The organism is Paenibacillus sp. FSL R5-0923 (assembly GCF_038009145.1).
Lineage (GTDB): Bacteria > Bacillota > Bacilli > Paenibacillales > Paenibacillaceae > Paenibacillus_AQ.
In genome coordinates, this window is sequence record NZ_JBBPAT010000003.1 from 19,833 (window position 1) to 42,617 (window position 22,785).

At 44.6% G+C, this 22,785-nt stretch carries 19 protein-coding genes; 2 read left to right on the plus strand and 17 right to left on the minus strand.

Annotated elements, in window-relative coordinates:
• Positions 1-14: 14 nt before the first annotated feature.
• The 8 genes from mutM to MKX35_RS31050 all read right to left on the minus strand — a co-directional run bounded on the left by mutM (position 15) and on the right by MKX35_RS31050 (position 10,536).
• The gene (gene mutM, locus MKX35_RS31015) at positions 15-851 is read right to left on the minus strand and encodes a DNA-formamidopyrimidine glycosylase (RefSeq protein ID WP_042186551.1); all 837 of its coding nucleotides are present in this window, start codon (positions 849-851) and stop codon (positions 15-17) included.
• Between the two features lie 52 nt (positions 852-903).
• Complete coding sequence (polA, locus tag MKX35_RS31020) at positions 904-3,573, minus strand: DNA polymerase I (protein ID WP_042186549.1); 2,670 nt, start codon at positions 3,571-3,573, stop codon at positions 904-906.
• 309 nt (positions 3,574-3,882) lie between these two features.
• Positions 3,883-4,542: a phosphate signaling complex protein PhoU gene (gene phoU, locus MKX35_RS31025; RefSeq protein ID WP_042186547.1), complete on the minus strand. Its 660-nt coding sequence runs from the start codon at positions 4,540-4,542 to the stop codon at positions 3,883-3,885.
• 73 nt (positions 4,543-4,615) lie between these two features.
• On the minus strand, positions 4,616-5,371 hold the full coding sequence (gene pstB / locus MKX35_RS31030) for a phosphate ABC transporter ATP-binding protein PstB (protein ID WP_042186541.1): 756 nt from the start codon (positions 5,369-5,371) through the stop codon (positions 4,616-4,618).
• Between the two features lie 199 nt (positions 5,372-5,570).
• The gene (locus MKX35_RS31035; RefSeq protein WP_042125998.1) at positions 5,571-6,299 is read right to left on the minus strand and encodes a response regulator transcription factor; all 729 of its coding nucleotides are present in this window, start codon (positions 6,297-6,299) and stop codon (positions 5,571-5,573) included.
• A 109-nt stretch (positions 6,300-6,408) separates the two neighbouring features.
• A complete protein-coding gene (pnpS, locus tag MKX35_RS31040; RefSeq protein ID WP_076300910.1) occupies positions 6,409-8,205 on the minus strand; it encodes a two-component system histidine kinase PnpS in 1,797 nt (598 codons plus the stop codon).
• Between the two features lie 180 nt (positions 8,206-8,385).
• Complete coding sequence (locus MKX35_RS31045) at positions 8,386-8,772, minus strand: VOC family protein (protein ID WP_042186537.1); 387 nt, start codon at positions 8,770-8,772, stop codon at positions 8,386-8,388.
• 195 nt (positions 8,773-8,967) lie between these two features.
• Entirely contained in the window at positions 8,968-10,536 is a 1,569-nt protein-coding gene (locus tag MKX35_RS31050) for a fumarate hydratase (protein ID WP_076300920.1), read from the minus strand.
• Positions 10,537-10,638: 102 nt separating this feature from the next.
• On the opposite strand from MKX35_RS31050, the gene yfbR reads away from it, so the two are divergent.
• Entirely contained in the window at positions 10,639-11,244 is a 606-nt protein-coding gene (gene yfbR, locus MKX35_RS31055; RefSeq protein ID WP_143759587.1) for a 5'-deoxynucleotidase, read from the plus strand.
• An 88-nt stretch (positions 11,245-11,332) separates the two neighbouring features.
• Here yfbR and MKX35_RS31060 read toward each other — a convergent pair whose 3' ends face one another.
• The 6 genes from MKX35_RS31060 to MKX35_RS31085 form a co-directional block, all read right to left on the minus strand.
• Complete coding sequence (locus MKX35_RS31060; protein WP_076300908.1) at positions 11,333-12,202, minus strand: SDR family oxidoreductase; 870 nt, start codon at positions 12,200-12,202, stop codon at positions 11,333-11,335.
• A gap of 230 nt (positions 12,203-12,432) precedes the next feature.
• Complete coding sequence (locus MKX35_RS31065; protein WP_076300907.1) at positions 12,433-14,622, minus strand: S-layer homology domain-containing protein; 2,190 nt, start codon at positions 14,620-14,622, stop codon at positions 12,433-12,435.
• A 190-nt stretch (positions 14,623-14,812) separates the two neighbouring features.
• Entirely contained in the window at positions 14,813-15,241 is a 429-nt protein-coding gene (locus MKX35_RS31070) for a hypothetical protein (protein WP_042125989.1), read from the minus strand.
• Between the two features lie 173 nt (positions 15,242-15,414).
• The gene (gene mdh / locus MKX35_RS31075; RefSeq protein ID WP_042186530.1) at positions 15,415-16,356 is read right to left on the minus strand and encodes a malate dehydrogenase; all 942 of its coding nucleotides are present in this window, start codon (positions 16,354-16,356) and stop codon (positions 15,415-15,417) included.
• Between the two features lie 56 nt (positions 16,357-16,412).
• Positions 16,413-17,708, minus strand: a complete 1,296-nt coding sequence (gene icd, locus MKX35_RS31080; RefSeq protein WP_042125986.1) for an NADP-dependent isocitrate dehydrogenase — start codon at positions 17,706-17,708, stop codon at positions 16,413-16,415.
• Between the two features lie 151 nt (positions 17,709-17,859).
• Positions 17,860-18,972 carry a citrate/2-methylcitrate synthase gene (locus tag MKX35_RS31085; protein WP_042186527.1) on the minus strand — a complete coding sequence of 371 codons (1,113 nt, stop codon included), beginning with the start codon at positions 18,970-18,972 and terminating at the stop codon, positions 17,860-17,862.
• 395 nt (positions 18,973-19,367) lie between these two features.
• On the opposite strand from MKX35_RS31085, the gene ytvI reads away from it, so the two are divergent.
• On the plus strand, positions 19,368-20,483 hold the full coding sequence (ytvI, locus tag MKX35_RS31090; protein ID WP_076300906.1) for a sporulation integral membrane protein YtvI: 1,116 nt from the start codon (positions 19,368-19,370) through the stop codon (positions 20,481-20,483).
• Between the two features lie 91 nt (positions 20,484-20,574).
• Here the strand turns inward: ytvI and MKX35_RS31095 are convergent, their stop codons facing one another.
• Genes MKX35_RS31095 through MKX35_RS31105 form a run of 3 tightly spaced genes read right to left on the minus strand, consistent with a single transcriptional unit; the run spans position 20,575 to position 22,717 of the window.
• Positions 20,575-20,973, minus strand: a complete 399-nt coding sequence (locus MKX35_RS31095) for an FxsA family protein (protein WP_042186523.1) — start codon at positions 20,971-20,973, stop codon at positions 20,575-20,577.
• Positions 20,970-21,497, minus strand: a complete 528-nt coding sequence (locus MKX35_RS31100; protein WP_076283319.1) for an acyl-CoA thioesterase — start codon at positions 21,495-21,497, stop codon at positions 20,970-20,972. The genes MKX35_RS31095 and MKX35_RS31100 overlap by 4 nt, the downstream gene beginning before the upstream one ends.
• A gap of 38 nt (positions 21,498-21,535) precedes the next feature.
• Positions 21,536-22,717, minus strand: a complete 1,182-nt coding sequence (locus tag MKX35_RS31105) for an MFS transporter (RefSeq protein WP_042186520.1) — start codon at positions 22,715-22,717, stop codon at positions 21,536-21,538.
• Positions 22,718-22,785: the final 68 nt, after the last annotated feature.

A 22,785-nucleotide genomic window follows, 5' to 3' on the forward strand; every position in this document is an offset into this window, starting at 1 on the left:
ACCTAATTACCTCTTCAGTTTTCAACCTTACGCTGACAACTTGGACAATAATGCGTGCCGCGGCCACCTACAACCGTTTTCTCAATCATCGTTCCACAGTGGTTACACGGCTGATCTTTACGACCGTAAATCAACAGCTGTTGCTGATAAGTGCCGCTCTCACCTTGACCATTCACATATGATTTTACAGACGAACCACCAGCGTTTACCGCTTCCGTCAGCGTACTGACAATAGCGTGATGCAGCTGATCAAGTTGCTCATCCGAAAGATCTTTGGCGCTGACTTCAGGATGTATCCCTGCACGATGTAACGACTCATCTACATAAATATTACCTATGCCGACGATATATTCCTGATTCAGCAGCAGTGATTTAATTTTTGTGCTTTTGCCTGATACAATCTGCTTAAACCTCTCCGGCGTAAAGGATGGCTCCAGCGGCTCCTGTCCTAGCTTATTAAGAGGAGGCAGCTGGAGGTCTTCACCAATCTGAAAAAGATGCATTGTACCAAACTGACGAACATCCGTGTAACGCAGCTCAGTGCCATCGGTAAAATGGAATATCACATGCGTATGCTTGTCCAGTGGATCTTCGTTCGAAAAAAGTCCGTAACGGCCCTCCATCCGTAAATGAGATACCAGCACCAAACCGTCTAACACGATGCGCAAAAATTTCCCTCTTCGTTCAACATTAACAATGCTATGACCTGCGAGCAGGTTGGCAAAAGCCTGAATATCATCCGGCCGCTGAATAATCCGGGCCAACCGGACGGTTACACTCTCTATCTGCTTTCCATTAACTAAATCATTCAGTGTTCTCTTGACTGTCTCTACTTCCGGTAATTCCGGCATGATGTCTTCACCTCAACTACATTATAGCTGATATGCACACCTTAAAGGGAGCCTATTTCGCTTCGTACCAGTTGCTACCAAAACTTACCTCTGCTTTAAGCGGCACCGATAACTGCAATGCTCCACCCATTACTTCCGGCAAAAGCGTCTTCATGAGCTCCATTTCATCCTCTGGCACCTCGAATACAAGCTCATCGTGTACCTGAAGCAACATACGGCTCTTTAGCCCACGCTCAAATAGCGCCTTGTCCATATGCACCATCGCCAGCTTAATAATATCAGCGGCAGTTCCTTGTATAGGTGTGTTCATTGCTGTACGTTCCGCAAAAGAACGTAGATTAAAGTTCTTCGCATTAATCTCAGGCAAGTAACGACGGCGTTCCAGCAGCGTGGTTACATAACCATGTTTCCTTGCATCAACTACGATATCATCCATATATCGACGTACACCTTGGTATACCTCGAAATACTGCTCAATAAATTGAGCGGCTTCTTTGCGAGGAATATTCAAGTTCTGCGACAGACCATAATCACTGATTCCGTACACGATACCAAAGTTAACGGCTTTAGCAGCACGACGCATATTGCTATCAACCTGATCGGCGGTAACTCCAAATACATCCATCGCTGTCTTCGTGTGAATATCCATATCATGGAGAAAAGCTTCCTTCATCCGCTCATCACCGGAGATGTGCGCAAGTACCCGTAGTTCAATCTGCGAATAGTCCGCCGCCAGAATGGACCAGCCCGGTTCGGATGGAACAAACACTTTACGGATTTTACGTCCTTCTTCTAAGCGGATTGGAATGTTTTGCAGGTTCGGAAATTGGCTGCTAAGACGTCCTGTCGCAGCAATCGTCTGCCGATAGAATGTATGCACCTTCCCTGTTTTCGGGGAAATTTCCTTGAGCAGCCCCTCTACATAGGTGGATTGCAATTTAGCAATCGTGCGATATTGTAGAATCAAACGTACCACATCGTGATACGGTGCTAACTTTTCCAGCACCTCTGCGTCTGTTGAATATCCGGTCTTCGTCTTCTTGACGACAGGAAGACCCAGTTTTACAAATAAGATCTCGCCCAACTGCTTTGGTGAATTCAAATTAAACTCTGTGCCACAAATTTCATAAATTTCGGTGACCAGCTTGGAAATCTGAGCTTCGAATTCTTTTCCTAATTCTTTAAGATCCCCTTCGTTGACTGCAATCCCCTGTTTCTCCATATCCGCAAGAATACGTGATAATGGCATTTCGAGATCCTCGAACAGTCCGGTCATCGCCGTTTCAATCAATTCCTGCTGTTGTTTCTGGGCGATGCCAAGTACCGCAGCACTCTTACGTGCGACATGATTTCCTAAGATTTCAAGCTCAGGAATTTTATATTTGGCGCCCTTACCAAATACATCTTCATCAGGTGACAATCTTGGCAAACCGTATTTCGTAGCGAGATCGTTTAGGTTCTGATTAGCTTCCGTCGGATCCAGCAAATAAGCCGCCAGCTGCACATCATGGGCTGCACCTGCAAAAGCAATCCCCTGCCAATGCAGTGCCAAATCAGCACGGTGAAGATCATATCCGCTCTTCGGAGCCTTCTCATCTCCTAACCAGTCGCGTAGCTTCGCAGCCGCTGGTTTCTGTAGTAATTCAAACGGCACATAATAATGTCGCTCCAGAGTAGATAGCCCTACCCCGATCACCTCGGCACGATGCGGATTATCCCCATTGGATTCTACATGCAGTGCCGAAATACTAGGGAGCGCTTCATTTAGCGCCTCAAGTTCATCTTCACTCACGATCGAAATATCGAGTGTAGCAGCTTCTACTTCCGCTGCACCCTCTTCTCCATCAGCTACTGGAGCATAGGCACTAAGTGACAACCTTTCCAGAAGTGATTTGAATTCTAATTTTGCGAGTGCGGGTCCTGCTGTATCCGCAGAGATTCCGTTAAAGATCATATCTTCCCACGAATGTTCAAGAGGCACTTCACGATAGATGGTTGCCAGTTTCTTACTCATGACAGCGTCTTCCGCGTGTGCTTCCAGTTTTTCTTTCATTTTACCTTTAAGCTCACCGGTTCCTGCTAATACACCTTCAACCGATCCGAATTGATGCAGCAGCTTGAGCGCTGTTTTCTCACCAACACCCGGAACGCCCGGAATGTTATCACTCGCATCACCCATCAGTCCCTTAAGGTCGATGATCTGCTCGGGTGTTAAATCATATTTCTCACGAATTTGTTCTGGTCCATAAAGCTCAACCTCAGTAACACCTTTGCGGATCAACGCAACGGTCGTATGTTCGGAAGCCAGTTGAAGCATATCCTTGTCTCCCGACACGATCATAACCTGCCGGCCTGCTTCATCTGCTTGGCGAGAAATGGTTCCAATAATATCATCGGCCTCATAATTGCCAATTTCAAACTGCGGTACACCCAGATTTCTGAGCAAATCTTTCAGCAGTGGAAACTGCTCGGAGAGCTCGGGAGGTGTCTTTTGCCGACCGCCTTTATAATCCTCATAACCTTCATGCCGAAATGTGACTTTTCCTGCATCGAAGGCAACAATCATATGTGTCGGCTTGTGTTCTTCAATTAAACGGAGCAGCATCGTTGTGAAACCGTACACCGCGTTCGTCTGTTGCCCTGCTGTATTCGTTAGCGGGGGCATCGCGAAGAATGCGCGGTAAATAATATTATTTCCATCTATAAGTATCAACTTGTCCATAGTGCACCTCGCCTTTTTCATGCTTACTTCTTACATCTTAACATATGGCCTGTCCAAGTAGAAACGGCTATACAACAAGTAGCCGTCCTAATATAAGGACGGCTACTCAATTTACCTAAAAATAAACAAAAGATGTGAAGGTGCAAGTAATGGAGGAGAGGTTTGGAACTGTAGGAGCAGAGCGCCCGCCTTTGTCTCTGGATTTACACCACTAAAGGTGGTTAAAATAAAATAAATCTGGAGACAACAGCGGCCGAAAGTCCAAACACTCTCTGTAATTACCAGCCACTGAACATCTTTTGCAAAACACTACTCATTCAAATCTGGACGACTACCGGTAACTAGGTAAACTACGCTTTCACCAATGTTAGTAGCGTGATCGCCAATCCGTTCGATATAACGGCCTACCAGTGTCAATAACATAGCTTGGGATACTGTCTCCGGCTTTGTTACCATATAAGAATACAACTCATTGATCATCGCACCATACAATTGATCGACCTGATCATCATCCTGTGCCATTTTATAAGCCAGATCAGTGTTCTCATCCAGGTAAGACTGGATCGCCTCATCGATCATAATTGTCACGATTTCAGCCATACGAGGAATGTCTACAAGGGGCTTAATCAACTGTTGGCCTTGAAGACGCATGGTCGCCTTAGCTACATCAATCGCCAGATCCCCCATGCGTTCCAAATCGCTTGATATTTTGAAGGCAACGATAATGCGGCGCAAATCCTTAGCTACGGGCTGCTGCGTAATAATTAAGCGTGAGCCAATTTCCATGATTTTATCTTCCATGGCATTCAGCTGTAAATCCGCTTCAACGACTTCCTGTGCGAGCGTTGTATCTAGATTTTGTAATGCATTAATTGCACCTTCAAGAGCATCCTTAACATGCTCACCCATCTGCTGCAGCAGACTGCGCAGCTCTTCCAAGTCTTTATCAAATTCTTTTCTGCGAATCATAATAAGAGCGATCCTCCTCATTAACGTATGGTCAGCTTGCCATTTCCAGGGACGAACACCCTTTTAAATCTGATCAGCCGAAACGTCCGGAAATATAATCTTCAGTGCGGGAATCTTTAGGGTTCGAGAAAAGCACCTCTGTGTCCGCCGCCTCTACAATTACACCATTTAAGAAAAACACGGTTCGACCGGATACACGTGCGGCCTGATGCATGTTATGAGTTACCATAACAATGGTATACTCACTTCTTAATTCCTGAACAAGCTCTTCTATCTTGAGAGTGGATACAGGATCGAGCGCAGAGGTTGCCTCATCCATTAGCAGAATATCAGGCTGTACTGCTAACGCTCTAGCAATACAAAGCCGCTGCTGCTGTCCACCAGACAAGCTAAGGGCAGATTTCTTCAGAAAATCTTTCACTTCCTCCCATAGGGCGGAGTGACGCAAGCTTTTTTCTACGATCTCATCCAGTTCACTTTTGGAACGGATGCCGTGTAAACGGGGACCGTAAGCTACATTGTCGTAAATCGACTTAGGAAAAGGATTCGGCTGTTGAAACACCATACCGACCTGCTTACGCAGGCTTTCCACCTCTACCTCATCACTATAAATATTTTTGCCACCGATGTTTACAGTTCCTTCTATACGTGTGCCAGGAATCATATCATTCATACGATTCAATGTGCGAAGCAACGTGGATTTCCCGCAACCGGAAGGTCCAATAAAAGCGGTAACCTGTTTCTCCGGGATTTGCAGATTCACATTCTTCAGTGCGTGGAACGACTCATAGTAGAGATCAAGATTCTCTATGTCAATGATGGATTTCATTAGTGTTTACGTCTCCTTCTCATCATCTTCGATCTCCATGATAAGCTTTTAGTGTAAATACAGTTGGAGAGAAATGTTAACGCAATGTAAAATCAGTGAGATGAATGGGTCCACATCACAGTATTTCCCCAGAAGCCAACTAGTACTCCGAGCATTTCTTATTTATGAAAAGTATAGAAAAAATAGAACTCCAGTCACTCTAAATGACCGGAGCTCTTTTTTTATTAACCACTAATTTATAGCCTACGCCTCGAATCGAATCGATATGAACGGATTCTGGATCGAGCTCAAGCTTTTTACGAAGTGAACTCACATGCACGTCCACCGTACGCTGCCCACCAATATAATCAAAGCCCCATACAGCATTCATGAGATCATCTCTCGTCAACACAACCCCTGGCTTACGAGCCAAATATAATAGCACTTCGAACTCTTTAGGCCGTAAATTAATACTATGACCACCGAGGGAGACTTCATATCTCTCAGGGTAAATCTCTAATTGACCTAAGATAATGGTAGAAGCAGAGATAGGTGTTTCTGTCGGTGCTTCCTCAGCAAGTCCAGAAATCCTCCGAAGTACAGCACTTACTCTAGCGAGCAGTTCAGAGACGCCGAATGGTTTGGTTATATAATCATCAGCACCTGATTTCAGCCCTCTAACTACATCTTCTTCCGCATTTTTAGCGGTCAACACAATAATAGGTGTTCGGATACCTTGTCCACGCAATTTATCAAGGATGTCAATGCCATTCATACCTGGCAACATCAGATCTAATACGATCAAGTCAAAAGGTTCCCTCGTCGCACGATCATATCCTGCCGTACCATGATCCTCTACTGTTACCTCGTAACCTTCCTGCGTTAAGTTATAGGACAGCAGCCGGGCCAGTGTCGGTTCGTCTTCAATGACAAGCAATCGTTGAGCCATAGGTTCCCCCGTCTTCCATATAGTTTGATTTTTACAAAGCAACAACAAAACAATCATATCACCACAATGTTAACTTGGTGTAAAATCAATAAGATGAATTTACAAAAATCTAATCCACCTTTTCTTCCTGCAAGAGCGGCAACTCAATAATAAATGAACTTCCGATCCCCAGATCACTTTTAACCGAAATCACACCATGGTGCAGATCTATCAAGTGCTTCACAATAGACAGTCCCAACCCCGTTCCACCGGAACTTCTTGATCTTGCTTTATCCACTCGATAAAAACGTTCGAAAATGCGCGGCAGATCCTTTTTGGGAATCCCCATCCCTGTATCGGTAACGGTAAATTGGACATTCTCTGAACCATCTGGCTTCAGTATATTCTTAACGTAGACTTTTACGCTACCCCCTTCATGCGTGTAATTAATCGCATTGGAGAGCAGATTCATAAAAATTTGACGTAGTTTATCTTCATCGGCCTCAATGAACAGCTCCTCAGGAACCTCTACGTTAAGACTAATACTTTTCTTCTCAGCCACTTTGCTAATGGTTCCCAGCACGGAATCAAAGAATTCAATGATATGAACAGGTGAGCAATCGAGCTGCACACGTTTAGATTCGATTTTAGATAATTCCAGAATATCTCCAATCAATCGATTTAAGCGTTCGTTCTCATCATAAATAATTTGCAAGAAGGAACGGGCTGTCTTCTCATCCTTAACCCCACCACCCAGCAAGGTCTCGGCAAATCCTTTAACAGCGGCAACCGGCGTCTTCAATTCATGGGATACGTTAGCGACAAATTCACTTCGCATCCGCTCCAGGCGACGAATCTCTGTTACTTCCTGCAGCAGGAAGAGCATGCCTCTATACGTCCCGTCCTGGATCATAGGTACTGCGTCCATACGTACAATCCGCTCTCTCGGATTGTAAATACTTCGTTCTTCATGGAGCGGTTCTTTATTCGATACCCCTTCTTCAAGCAGACGTGTTAACTCATAATGACGCTTTAGCTCCTTGTACGAATGACCCGCCATTTCACTGTTGCTAACATCCAGCATCCGCTCTGAGGCTCGGTTCAGCAGGGCAATTTCTTCGTCCGCATTGATCATTATGATGCCGCCAGTCATGTTGTCCAGTACGCTTTGCAGCAGATCCTCATTATCACGAATAGTCTTAAGCTGAGCTTGAAGACTGTCAGCCATGGCATTTATCGCTGTCGCCAGCTGCCCGACCTCATCTTTACGCTTCAAATGGACTCTTGCATCATAATCAAGATCTGTAATACGCCGCGCGACTCTCGTGATTTGTTCAAGCGGTGAAGTCATGCTCGATGCCACTTTGTAGCTGACAATAGTTGCTGCCAGGAACAAAACAACTAACCCCCCAGCCATAATCATCCAAGCACGGTTAAGCCCTTCCGTTACTGCATCCAGTCCCATCGAGACCCGAATGTAACCGTCAAAACCATGATCTGAGGTCACCCGCTCAGCTACATATAACATCTCGCGATCTAAAGTTTCGCTGTAACGAATGGCTCGTCCAGTCCCCTCTTTAGCCGCAACAATCTCCTCTTCACGATTGGCGTGATTGTCCATCTCCAGAGGATTTTTCTCTGAATCCCCTAAAACTTCACCTGACTTACTGATAAAAGTAATCCGGGAGTCTAGAAGCTCGGCGACATGCTCTGCCTGCTCCGTGTAATACGGAATGGCATTGGTGGCGTTCATATCTACAAATTCCAATGTGCCTGCGAGTAAATTTATTTCCCGGGACATGTTCTCTTCGAGAGCAGCTATATGGGAGCTCTTAAACAGATGAGCCATCGTAAATCCAGTGCCAATCATGGAAATACCGATTAAGGCCATAAGTATAAACGTAAGACGAGCGCGAAACGGTTTCATCTGAAGTGTGCCTCTCCCTTTTTCATTGTATCTTTTATCCTAACTTCATTTTCATCAAAAAACCAGTGCTACTATTTTCGTGACATAAATCCCTACTATAATAGATTATATAAAAATAACAGCCCAAGTTGATTATCTCTGGACTGTTACTTTGTATTACTTTTGTAAAATATCATGATTTCATTCTATACAGGTTGCAAGAAACCACTGATTGCCCTGAGTATCTCTAATACCCGCTCCTCTTTCCCCATAAGGCTTATCTAATGGTTCTTCAATGATGGATGCCCCGGCATCCAAGCACTTACGAAAGGTCTCATCCACATTTCTTACATATAGATGAATAGCGAGCTGTACTGGTGAATATTTCTCATTAGCCTCGGAAACCTCGATGATCGAATCTCCTATTCTAAGTTCTGCATGTCTAATCTTGCCTTCATCATTCCGCAGCATATCATTAATTCTTGCATCAAAACAGTTCACAACAAAATCAATCAATTGATCTGCACCAGCCACGATAAAATACGGAGTAACGTTAAGAAGACCATTTCTAATATAATGTGGTACCATTCGTAAACCTCCTTTAGACAAGCATAAACACCTTCGGCGTCCCTATCTATATAGACGCTAAGTGATTACACGAGGAATATAAGGATAGATTATAGCGTGGAACATATAAATTCTTATATTTTCGATAAAACCGGAGAAAAAGCCATAGCAGCGGATGTCCCCACTTTATGACTATTTCACCGGACTGTACCCGACTTATTTAAATACAGGTTCTTTAAACTGAGTTAATTTTGCTGCGGAATCTTTCTCTACATCTGCGTGCAGACTGTTGCCATGGGCATCCATCGTTACAATAGCAGCGAAACCATCCACATCCAAATGCCACATTGCTTCAGGAATGCCAAATTCCATAAAATCAACAGCATTTACCTTCTTGATGCATTCCGCATAATACTGTGCAGCGCCACCAATCGCATTGAGATATACGCCCCCGTGCTCCTGAAGAGCTTTTAACGTTTTAGGACCCATTCCACCTTTTCCGATGACGGCACGAATTCCAAATTTTTTGATAATATCGCCTTGATAGGGCTCTTCACGGATACTAGTAGTCGGGCCTGCTGCTTTAACATGCCAGCCTTCCTCGTCCTTCATCATTACAGGACCACAGTGATAGATAACTGCACCGTTCAAATCCACCGGAGCCTCATGATCCATTAGATATTTATGAAGTGCATCGCGGCCCGTATGCATTTCGCCGGATAAAATCACTACATCCCCAACTCGTAAACTACGGATATCCTCTTCACTTATCGGTGTGGTCAGGCGGACTTCGCGAGATCCAGTAGCTGCATTATCTTCACCTGCATCTGTATCTGCCACTTCTGTTTCCGACGCCTGGTCCCGTCCATCATCAACCGAAATCCCTGTACCACTCTCGTACAACCAGTCCTCTATATTGCCTGTTGACGGATCAACCAGCACACCTTGGCGACGGAAAGCCCAACAGTTGTAGGCAACAGATACGAAAAAGCTGGCTGGCAAACGATTCATAACGCCGACCTTACAACCAAACAGCGAAACTTCCCCACCAAAGCCCATCGTTCCAATACCCAACTTATTGGCATTCTCCATGATGTAGTCTTCCAGCTTGCTGAGATCCTCTATTGGATTAACATCCTCCACTTTGCGGAACAGCTGCTTCTTAGCCAGCTCATAGCCAGTTGTGCGGTCGCCGCCGATACCAACACCAATAAAACCAGCGCTACAGCCTTGCCCTTGTGCCTGATAAACAGCATGTAAAATACATTTACGAATTCCGTCCAGATCACGGCCTGCCTTGCCCAATCCTTCTAATTCTGCTGGAAGGCTGTATTGAATATTCTTATTCTCGCAGCCGCCACCCTTCAGAATCAGTCTGACATCTATTTTTTCCTCTTCCCATTGTTCAAAATGAATGACCGGTGTACCTGCTCCCAAATTATCTCCGCTGTTCTCACCTGTCAATGAATCTACAGAATTTGGGCGAAGCTTACCATTCTTGGTCGCCCGTACAATGGCGTTGTGAATATCTTTTTTCATCTCAATCTGATTGATTCCCACAGGTGTGTGAATGATAAATGTAGGCATTCCCGTATCCTGACAGATCGGTGATACTTGCTGCTCAGCCATTCCGATATTTTGAGCAATCGTAGTTAACGCAAGACCTGACCGGGTAGCTCTGTCCTCTAGTGCGCGACCCTTGGCGACCGCCCGGCGTACATCACCCGGCAAGTTCGTGGACGTTTCAACAATTAGATTATAAATGCTGTCTTCAAAATGCTGCATATTCATTCAAGCTCCTCTCAGCAGATCCAGATTATCAAAAGTCTGATACAATTAGTATAATAATATCATACCTAGCAGCTCATGAAAGGGGTTACTTTAAAATTGAACTACCATTTTTCCGCCTATTTATATCGGCTTCAATATATTCAGCGCTGGAGCCTAATGCGCAGCACCGCACCTGAGAACGTCGCTGAGCATTCTTTCCATGTAGCTCTGCTCACACATATGCTCTGTTCCATTGGTAATATTCATTATGGACGTTCATTAAACGCCGAAAGAGCAGCAACTATGGCCCTGTTCCATAATGCCAGCGAAGTGTTCACGGGTGACATTGCCACACCAGTGAAATACAATAATCCTCGGCTACTAACCAGCTTCCGCGAAATGGAAAGAATTGCTGCGGAACGCTTGACCGGTATGATTCCTCCCGAGCTTCAGGGCATTTACACGCAGCTCATGCAGCCAGAAGACAGTTCTCCCGATTCGGAGGACGTTCTCCTGCACAGCTACGTTAAGGCAGCCGATCGACTGGATGCTTACCTAAAATGTGTCTGGGAGGTTGCTGCGGGCAACCGTGAATTCGCAGCAGCGAAAGAGCAGACAGGTGCGAAGCTACGCGGACTCGGCTTACAGGAAGTGGATTATTTCCTCACTCATATGGCTCCGAGCTTTGAAATGTCGCTCGATGAGCTGTCTGCTGGAAACTAAATCCCAAGATCAATACAAAAAGCTCTAATTCGGCTAACCCTGAATTAGAGCTTTTTAAATAAGTATCTAGGTTTGGTTGGCTGAGCGTCTACCCGTTTACGACCTCGCCACCATTTACATGGATAACTTGTCCGGTCACATAACTCGAATCGTCGGAGGCTAGATATACATAAGCTGGGGCCAGCTCCTCCGGTTGTCCCGGTCGCTTCATAGGCTGCGTACCGCCGAACTCACTAACCTGTTTTGCATCAAAAGTAGATGGAATAAGCGGTGTCCAAATTGGACCCGGAGCAACGCCATTTACCCGAATGCCTTTCTCTGCCAGATTCGTAGATAAGGAACGCGTGAAGCTCAGAATGGCTCCTTTCGTTGACGAATAGTCCAGTAATTGTGGACTACCACGATAAGCGGTAATCGAAGTCGTATTAATGATAGCTGATCCTGCTTTTAGATGAGGCATAGCCGCTTTGGTCAAATAAAACATTGCAAAAATATTCGTACGGAATGTACGCTCTAGCTGCTCGGACGTAATATCCTCGATCTTAGCTTGTGGATGTTGCTCCGCCGCGTTATTGATGAGAATATCCAGTTTCCCGAGGCCCTCTACCGTCTGTTTAATGAGATCTTTACAGAAGGTTTCCACACCAATATCTCCTGGAATCAGAATGCATTTGCGACCTTCCTGCTCCACCTGGCGTTTCGTTTCCTCTGCATCAGAGTGTTCATTCAGATATGAAATAACTACATCGGCGCCTTCTTTTGCAAAAAGAACAGCCACTGCCCGTCCGATCCCGCTGTCTCCTCCAGTAATAAGTGCCACCTTGCCCTGCAATTTACCTGCCGCCTTATAATTAGCCGGTTCATATTTCGGCAACGGCTTCATTTCGCTCTCAATTCCTGGTTGATGATGCTGTTCTTGCGGGGGTAAGGTTTTCGTAGCTTGCTTGTCGTTTGACATAATCCTAGCTCCTCTCGTTAAGTAATTGATAGTTAACTGATCGTCTTAGGATGGCTCAAGCGTATACGTTTATACGCCGGCTTTATCATTTTTTTAAATTGCTGTATGAAAAGTTACTTACCACAATGCAGGTAGAATCAAACACCCTGAAGTTCATTTGAACGCAAATAAGGACTGTCCCCTAAGCCATGAAATGGCGATGTGGAACAGCCCTTATCGTTTAATGAAATTTAGCTTTGCTTCAGAAGAAGCAATTTTGCCTTAAGCTCTACAATTTTAGTTATAAAATCTCCCGCAATCAGATTCTTTTGATCGTCGGTTAGCTTGATATATCTGTCATACACCCAGTTTACTGCTGGCTCATCATTCAATACTAACAAATCTACAGCAGGAAGCTTGCCAATCTTAAAACCCACATTATTTGCTTTCTGTTGGTCGGTTAAGTTAGTCTTTCCCTGATAGTAACCCAACACCTTTAACTCCGAGTCATATAGAAGAACCATATATTCCTCTTCAAAATTCGGTTGAGTATAAAATGGTGATTCATCGTAATCAAAACTTTCATACGAATACTCAACAGCGCTATAACTTTTAGAAACCTCATTAAGATACGCTACCGTAGATGAAATATGTTCTACATTAAAATCCTTAGTAGGGTCCAACATATAGAATGCTGTATTTGGGGTTGTAGTAAAGTACTTCACTTCAGGATGTTGCTGAACAAATGCACTAGCTATCGAGATGCTATTTTGAATGTATTGCGAATTGCTCGCTCCTGTAATGTTTACACCTTCACTATATTTAGTTACCATTGACATATCAAGAGTAGTATATTTCACATTAAGATCCAATTTTATTGTCTTATAGCCAATGGGTGCACCATTCTTATCAAATAAAATTATCGTCATGTAATCCTTTACATGCTCTGGATAGATCGGAAAGGTTACAAACATATCAAAAGGAAAATATCCTCGTGCTTTATCCATATCTGGTGATATTTCGAGTGCGGTAGTGAAATAATATTCTGCATGATCAGTTTGAGAACGTATTGCATGCGACACCTTACTTAAATTAACAGTTATAGAAGCAGCATTCGTATATTTATATACAGCCTCCTGTACTAAAGTTATGCCGTTCACTTCGGGAACATTCACCGCAGGTGTCGGTGTTGGTGTTGGTGTTGGCGTTGGTGTTGGTGTGGTTGTTGGTGTTTCCCCGCCACTACCGCCTCCACCACCGCTCGAACCACCAGCAGCCGCTCCTACAGTAGGTGTAACGGTGGGAGTAGGCATAGTGATGGAATCCTTCAGAGATCCCTCTAACAGATCGGGCTTTTTCTCAAACGAAGACCCTTTAGCCCCATCGTTCACTGTTGCAGATAATAGCTGACCTTGTCCAGTTACCTTTGTGAGTGCATCCAGAATAACCTTATTCACAGTAGTACCTTGGCCTAGTTTAAGAATTGCTCCAGTCTGTACAAATATACTCTTGATTTGGGTTGCTCCTTCAGTTACAAGACGAACAACTCCGCCTTTTCTCTGAACGACTACTTGCTCTATGATAGAATTCTTGAAGTGTATAGAATCAACACCTCCACCCTTAACAAAGACTTTCCCTTTTACAGTTACATTATCTAGTGATACTTCACCTTCTCCAATGCCTTCATCCAAAAGCAAATCCCCGTATATAACAGCGTTCTGAAGGTTAACCCCATAAGTACTCACTGTTACACTCTCATAACCCGTTAGGTGAGCAGGGTCTTTGCTGCCAAAAACTCCTGACTGCGTGATATGAAATCCACCACCCATTGGTGTATTCAAGGATTCCAATATAGCTACTGCTTCAGCCCGGGTCATAGCTTGCAATGGAGCAAAATTCCCGTTAGGATATCCTTTCATTGCTCCTAGATTCACCATTCCCGCTACCTTGCTCTCACTCCATGACGCTATCTGGTCCCGATCTTTGAATTGATCCAATACGACAGGGTCTGGATCTTCCAATTTCAGCAGCATACTGATTATTACCGCAACCTCCTGGCGGGTAACAGGATCATTTGGGCGAACCTTATCGCCATAGCCCTTTATGTAACCTTGCGTAACTGCCTTGGAGAATTCCTCATACACCCAGCCACTTGCAGGCAAATCAGTAAATTTCACTGGTTGACTCTTTGTGATCTCGAAGAAACGATTCACAAGGGCAACAAATTCAGCTCTCGAAATGCTTTGATTAGGCTTTACCGATCCATCTTCAAATCCTTTTAACCAGCCCTTCTCTAACCAGCTTTCGATCTGCTGCTGCGCCCAGTGACCCTCATAGTCTTTAACCGAGCTATCTGCTGCTGCGGATACGGAACCCAACGAACTAAATACTAAACTGAGACCCAAGCTTACACTCACAATCCTTCTTAACTTCACACCCATCCAAACTCCCCCGTAATCCCTCAGATAATAAAATAATTGTAATTTTAAACCAATCGCATAAACATTTTTATATTACTCTATTACTACGTAATTGAAAACGTTTTTTTCTCTAGGAAATAACTACTGTGATATTCTCAACACACAAAAAAACCCGCTCTCCTTTACGGAAGCGGGCTCATAGTCGTACAGATTAAATAATATCGTTAAATACCATGAAGAATACCATCAGCAGCAATGACACGGACAGCAGCGCACTAAGCGTACGCAATTTGCCTGTTTCTGCTTTGACATCACGGTTCTCACGAATTCCAGCAGCAGCAAGACGCAAAGGCTTGCTCATAATACCACCAAGCGCAAACATTGCTAGCAACAATACAACGATAATGATCATCCATGCTACAGAATAATCACCCTTGGTCATCATGTAACCACCTGTAAGTAGTTGAATCACTAAACCGTATTGTGCAAAGCGGTTAAATCCAGTAACTGCACTTAACGTACCTTCTTTTGCTGCAGGCGACAATTTTTCAGCACGACCGATGATGAAAGGCAGTACAAGGTAAAATCCTAGTGCCAGCGTCCCGATCATATGTAAGAAAAACAAAACGTTCCAATCCATATCATATCTCCTCCAATTTAACTGTGATAATAGTTACATATAATTATACCCATAATATTAGAATAAGAAAAGCAACTTAGGTGTCCATTCTTTGAAGTTGTTGATATAAAAAAAGAGAGCGCCCTTAAGCCATTTCACGGCCTTCGGGACCCTCCCCTTTCATCTGGCACAATCTACACAGATAATATTGCTGTTACACTACGTACGGACTCTGCGGACTTATCTAAAGCCGCTTTCTCCTCAGCCGTAAGCTCCAGTTCAAAGATCTTCTCAATCCCATTCGCACCAAGAAGAGCTGGAACGCCCAGAAACAGATTGTCATAACCATATTCGCCTTCAAGCAAGGCAATAACCGGAATGATCCGTTTCTTATCCTTCAAGATCGCTTCCGTCATCTGAACTAAAGAGGCTGCAGGAGCATAATACGCACTACCATTTCCTAAAAGGTCAACGATTTCCCCGCCACCCACACGTGTACGCTTCACAATCTCCTCGATACGATCCGTAGGAATCAATGTATCGATTGGAATGCCTCCGACACTAGAATAACGAACGAGCGGTACCATATCATTGCCGTGTCCTCCTATTACGAAACCACGTACATCTTCAACGGATACGTTCAGTTCTTGCGCAATAAAAGTGCAGTAACGCGCTGTATCCAGCACGCCGGATTGTCCAATTACGCGGTTTTTCGGAAAGCCTAACGCTTCAAATGCAGCATAAGTCATCGCATCTACCGGATTACTCAAAATAATTACGATGGATTCCGGTGCTACATCTCTTACGTTCTCGCATACCGACTTTACAATCCCTGCATTGATATTCACAAGATCGTCGCGGCTCATCCCAGGTTTACGGGCAATCCCTGCAGTGATAATTACAATATCAGAATCTACAGCATCTTCATAACTTGAGGTTCCTATAATATGACTGTCGAATCTCTGCACAGGACCTGCTTCTTGCATGTCAAGCGCCTTACCCTTGGTTGGGTTCTCCATTTGTGGAATATCGAGCAGCACAACGTCTCCAAGTTCCTTTTGAGCTAACATAAGAGCTGTAGTAGCGCCGGTAAAACCGGCGCCTACCACTGTAATTTTATAACGCTTGATCGCCACAGATTCGCCTCCTAGAAATGATAAAGGTAAGGCTAATGTTATCTGGCTAATCTAACCTATAGGTGGTTAATAATTTCGTCTGCAAATGCGGAGCATTTCAGCTCAGTTGCACCTTCCATCAGACGGGCAAAGTCATAAGTCACGGTCTTATTGTTGATAGCAGTTTCCATACCTTTATAAATCAGGTCCGCTGCTTCCTGCCAGCCCAAGTGCTCCAAGAGCATTACGCCGGACAGAATAACAGAACCGGGATTCACAACGTCTTTGTCTGCATATTTAGGAGCTGTACCATGGGTAGCTTCAAAGATGGCGTGGCCAGTAATGTAGTTAATGTTCGCTCCAGGAGCGATGCCGATGCCGCCGATTTGTGCAGCCAGTGCGTCGGACAGGTAATCCCCGTTCAGGTTCAACGTAGCAATAACATCGAAATCAGTTGGACGAGTCAGAACTTGTTGCAGCGCGATATCCGCAATTGCATCCTTGATAATGATTTTGCCAGCAGCTTCAGCATCCTTCTGAGCAGCATTAGCGGCAGCCTCACCGTCACGTTCCTTAATCACATCATATTGACTCCAAGTGAAGACCTTATCTCCGAACTCTTGCTCAGCTACTTCATAACCCCAGTTTTTGAAGGCACCTTCAGTAAACTTCATGATGTTTCCTTTGTGAACAAGCGTTACGCTCTTACGTCCGTGCTTGATCGCATATTCAATTGCAGCGCGCACCAAGCGCTTCGAACCTTCGGAGGATACCGGTTTGATACCAATACCAGAAGTTTCAGGGAAACGGATTTTGTTAACTCCCATTTCTTTTTGCAGGAATTCGATGACTTTCTTCACTTCAGCAGAGCCTTCTTGATATTCAATCCCTGCATAGATATCCTCTGTATTCTCACGGAAAATAACCATATCCACCAGCTCAGGACGTTTAACAGGAGAAGGAACACCTTGGAAATAACGAACTGGACGCAGACATACGTACAAATCCAATTCTTGACGCAAAGCTACATTCAATGAACGAATACCGCCTCCGATTGGAGTAGTAAGTGGTCCCTTGATCGCCACAAAATATTCGCGGATTGCTTCCAACGTATCATTTGGCAACCATTCACCATATGTATTGAAAGCTTTTTCGCCAGCAAATACTTCGTACCAAGCGATTTGCTTAGTGCCACCATAAGCTTTAGTTACTGCTGCATCAAGTACGCGCTTGGAAGCTTTCCAAATATCACGGCCTGTGCCGTCACCCTCGATAAAAGGAATGATTGGATTATTCGGAACTTGTAGTTTTCCTTCTTTAATCGTGATTTGTTCGCCTTCTGTAGGTAGATCGAATTTTTCTAGTTTCAACATTTGAGTGTATTCCTCCTAAAGTTTTGTGGGATTTAAATAGCATTGACAAGCATCGAACAAAACTCTCATCATCATTAAAATCAAAAATTTAAAACACTATTGCTAGGGTTCATTCTACTAAACTTTAGGAGCAGCCCGCAAGGCTGCTCTTCTATCTTTCGTCTACTGGAACGTATTTCTGTTCAACCATACCCGTGTATTCTGCACGTGGACGAATAATGCGGTTATCTGTATATTGCTCCAGAATATGCGCAGTCCAACCTGAAGTCCGGCTAATTGCAAAAATAGGAGTGAACAGTTCACGATCTATGCCTAGCTGTGTATAAACAGAAGCCGAATAGAAATCAACATTCGGTCTTAATCCCTTTTGCCCGGTAATCAATTGTTCAATATTTACGGACATGTCGTAAAGGGTGGTGTCATTTTTCATCGTGCCAAGCTCCAGCGACATTTTCATCAAATGTTTTGCACGTGGATCACCATTCTTATATACTCGATGACCGAAGCCCATGATTTTCTCACGGTTATCCAGTTTCTTACGGATAAACGGTTCAACCGCTTCCAAACTTCCGATCTCCTCTAGCATCTTCATAACTGCTTCATTCGCCCCACCGTGAAGCGGGCCTTTGAGCGCACCAATAGCGGAGGTGACCCCAGAATAAATATCGGATAATGTCGCAACTGTAACCCGGCCAGCAAAAGTTGAAGCATTCAGCTCATGGTCCGCATGAAGAACAAGTGCGGTATCAAGTGCTTTGACAGATACGCTGTCCGGCTCTTTTCCCCACAGCATATAAAGGAAGTTCTCAGCAATAGAAACGCCTTCTTTCGGAGCCACTGGTTCAAGCCCCTTGCGAATACGCGACAGTGCCGCCACAATTGTTGGGAGTTGTGCCTGCAGTTTTACCGCCTTAATCTCGTTCGCTTCTCTGCTCATATCGTCAGCCGCTTCATCATAGAGAGCAAGGCTTGATACAGCCGACCGCAATGCTGCCATGGTGTTGGCGTCTTTTGGATAGAGCTTCATTTGCTCGATTACCTGTTCAGGAATCTGTGCGAAGGCACTAAGATCCCGCTTGAGCGCTTCCAGCTCTGGCACCGTCGGCAGACTGCCGAACCATAACAAATAAGCTGTTTCTTCGAAGGTAGCATGTTCTGCAAGTTCATCAATATCATAACCGCGGTAAGTGAGTACACCATCCACAATAGAACTAATGGATGAAGTTGTTGCAACGATACCTTCCAAGCCTTTGGTAGCTGTCATAGCATATCTCTCCTTTGCCAACAAGGTATAAAAACAATCTTAGTTCCATGAAAACATTTCCAATTGAAAGCATTAAAAAATCTAATAAGTGCGTGTAAGAACATTTCCGTCAGGAATGCTGTATGACCAACATGCTTCGTATCTTTATTCATCATACTGGATTTTGTCGGTTATGTGAACAATGTGGAAGCTTTGGAGCGCATCAAATGATTTTATCAGAGAGATAGAAAAAAACTTCTAATCCCCTGATTCAATTTTTTCATTTCAGTTTAGAGATTCCGGCCCATTCTAATATTTATCCCGCATTCTAGTCTTTAAATCGATCCTATGAATATATATGAAGACGAGCTCTTATTCCCCTGTCTATGCAGGAATGAAGAAGGTGTGGTCTCGGTATGGATCGTTTGGTATTAAAAAGACTGCTGCGCGGCCTGTGGGTCGTTCTGGCAACTTCCATCCTCCTGCTCGCAATCTATTTATTACTTCCGCTGTTATACCCCCTGTTGCTCGCTTGGCTGCTCGCATATATCATGCATCCATTAGTACTTATTCTTAAAGGCTTTAAATTACCAAGCTGGCTTGCGGTATCACTCGCGCTGCTATTTTACATAGGCGGAATCACACTAGTCTTAACCGCGATGATTACAAGACTCGTAAAAGAATTAATCGTCTTGCTGCAAACCTTTAATCTCCACACCGACCAATGGAAGGATCTTCTGATGTCCTTAAGCCAGAATGCAAGCATTCAGAACATCATCAACCAGATTAATCAATTCTACCGAGACAATCCTGACTATCATGCTACGATTGACAGCAATATCAGCAGAACAACGGAAACTGTAGGTTACGCAGTCACGCAAGTGGTCACGGGATTTTTTAATGTAATATTGAAACTGATCTCCGCACTTCCTAGTATGGGTACGATTCTTATCGTGGTTGTCCTTGCTGCCTTCTTCATTAGTACGAGTTGGGAGCATCATAATGATAAACTTACAGGCTGGCTGCCGACAGTATTCCTGAAGCCTGTGTCAGATATCTGGAGAGATTTACGCAGAGCGCTCTTCGGTTACCTTCGCGCCCAGGTCATCCTGATCTCCATCACAGCGATCATTGTAGTAATCGGGCTGTTGCTGCTGGGTGTGAAGTCTGCATTTGCTATCGGCTTAATGATTGGCTTTGTGGATCTATTGCCTTATCTCGGTGTGGGAATTGTGATGCTGCCTTGGGCGTTATATTCTTATATGACGGACAATCTGGCACTAGGGATAGGACTATCCATACTTTACGCTGTTATTCTTATTACCCGGCAGGTGCTTGAGCCGAAAGTGCTCGCCAGCAGCATCGGACTCGATCCCCTTGCCATGTTGATTGGTATGTTCGCCGGTCTGCAGTTGTTCGGTATGCTAGGGCTGATCATCGGACCCGTTGTCCTAGTAGTCCTTGTCGCCTTTAATCGAGCGGGCGTATTCCGAGCTTTGCACAGCTACATTGTTAGCGGCAGATTAAGATAGGAACCGATAATCATCAATTCGTAAAATAGCAAACAGAGCGGTCCCTTCAGCAATGACAGGGGTCCGCTCTGTTATTGTTGTAAAAAGTATACTAACGACGGTAAAAGGTGAAGGTGCCATTCTTCATCTTCTTCTCAATCCACTTCAGCAAAAATATACGGTACAAAGGCCGAGTTAATGGAAATACTAGCGTGAAACCGACAATATCGGTTACGAAACCCGGCAATATCAGTAGCAATCCTCCGAAAAAAATACATAAACCATCCAGCATCGTCCGACCAGGAACGCGGCCCTCCTGCATATGTGTTCTGCTGTCCTGCAGCACTTTCTTACCCTCAAATCGCATCATTAGTAGACCGATTACTGAAGTGGTCAGCATAAGCAGCAACGTTTTAAATGCTCCAAGTTGATCTGCTACGTAGATAAAACCGAATAATTCCACAGCAGGAATAATAAATAGTCCAGCCCATAACCATTTGCTTCTAATCATACTGAACCCCCTTCTTCCCGCAGCGCCTCTTTTATTGCGTGAAAGAGCTCTGGAAGGGCTCTATCCAGCCTAGCAGGCCTCCATTCCCGGTTCACCCAAACATGACTTGTCGTGCCGGTAACCAGCAGCTCCCCAGGTGGATCCATCGACCGCAACTCCCCTAGAGTAGCCAATAAATCTTCTGAATTTCCACCTTCTTCTTCCGAAAGCCTCCGCACTTGATACTCAAATACGACTCGTAACGCTGAGAAGGTAGTCATTCGCGCATACACGGAGATAAGATCATCATATCGCGCCGGACTTTTAAATTGCAAATCTGCTGAGGTGACAGGAAGTAAGACGCCTTGTTTCTCAAGTTCACGATAAGTAAAACCAACCTGACGAAACATCTCCGTACGACCAGACTCAAACCAGTTCAAATAATTCGCATGATACACGACACCCATCTGATCACTTTCCTGATAGCGAACACGCAGGGTCGACTTATACCATCGGCTGGGCAAGCCAGCTCGTTCTAATTCCATCTATAAATACTCCTTTCAGCATAGCAGCAGGGAAGCGTTTAAGCCTGGGCCCCGCCTGAAGATAGCGTCGTCGATAATTTGCGCCGAGAGTTTCTGGCAACATAGAACAGCAGCATTGCTCCTGCGATAGAGCTCAACATACAAGACAGATTCATTACTTCTACCCCGCCTTGATTGAGCAAGAATCCATTCAGTAAATTACCGACAATGCCAGAAAAACCTGCAAACACCATATTAAATACACTTTGGCCAGTGGCCTGCATCTCGTTAGACGTGATCTGAGATACATATTCGACTGCAGCAATATAAAAGAACCCAAATGAAAGACCATGCAGCACTTGCACTCCGATCATTACCGATGGATAAGGAAAAGCAACCTGAATACCCCACCGCAAAACATAAATAAGAGCCCCAAGGAGCAAGGTCCGCTCACGACCCAACCTCTTAATCACCTTAGAAGCAAAAAGCATGGAAGGCACATTCGTCACCGATGCGAGAAAGAGCGCAATCCCTGCATAGCGAGTAGACCCTCCAACCGATTGAAAAGCAATTACAAAGTATGTACCAAAAGCAGCCATCGTCTGGTTCACAAGAAAGCTGCCACCCAAAAACGCAAGGAAGACCCGATTCCCCAGCAGTTGTCTTACCCCCTGAGTAAACGATTGCCTCATCATATGATTCTCTTCCGCCTGCTTCGGCAATGTAAACGCAATAAGGACTGCAATCAGATTAAAAAAGAGAAAAGGTAGCCATATCGTGGATACAGAGAAGGTAGATACGTACACCCCTCCTGCATAAGCTCCCAGAGCCGCCCCAATGCTCATCATAAGCCGGATGCTACCGTAAGTGGCTCCAGCTCTATTCGCCGCCGAGATCGCGTAAGAATCGGCTATAGGAGCCTGTGTAGAGGAGAAGATCGTTGAGCACGTATACACCAGAAGAAGTACAATGAAATATTCCGAACGATAAAAGACAGCTAGTAAGGCCGGAACCGCCACACTTAGGATAAGTACTAAACGCGTCTGATTATACCGATCAGAGATAATCCCCCACATCGGCTGAATGGTGATTGCAACTAGTGTGCCTGTTGCCATTAGTATACCTATCTGTCCACTATTAAGTCCATTATGGACCAGCAGCAGCGAAAGATAAGAGCCAAATGAACCGCCGGCCAATCCTAAAAATAGATAAAAGCCGCGCAGCTTCGATAATTTTTCCATTTGTACTATGAGTCCTCCAGCTTTATATTTTTATATTTTAACAGAACACCCGTACTTCATATGTAATC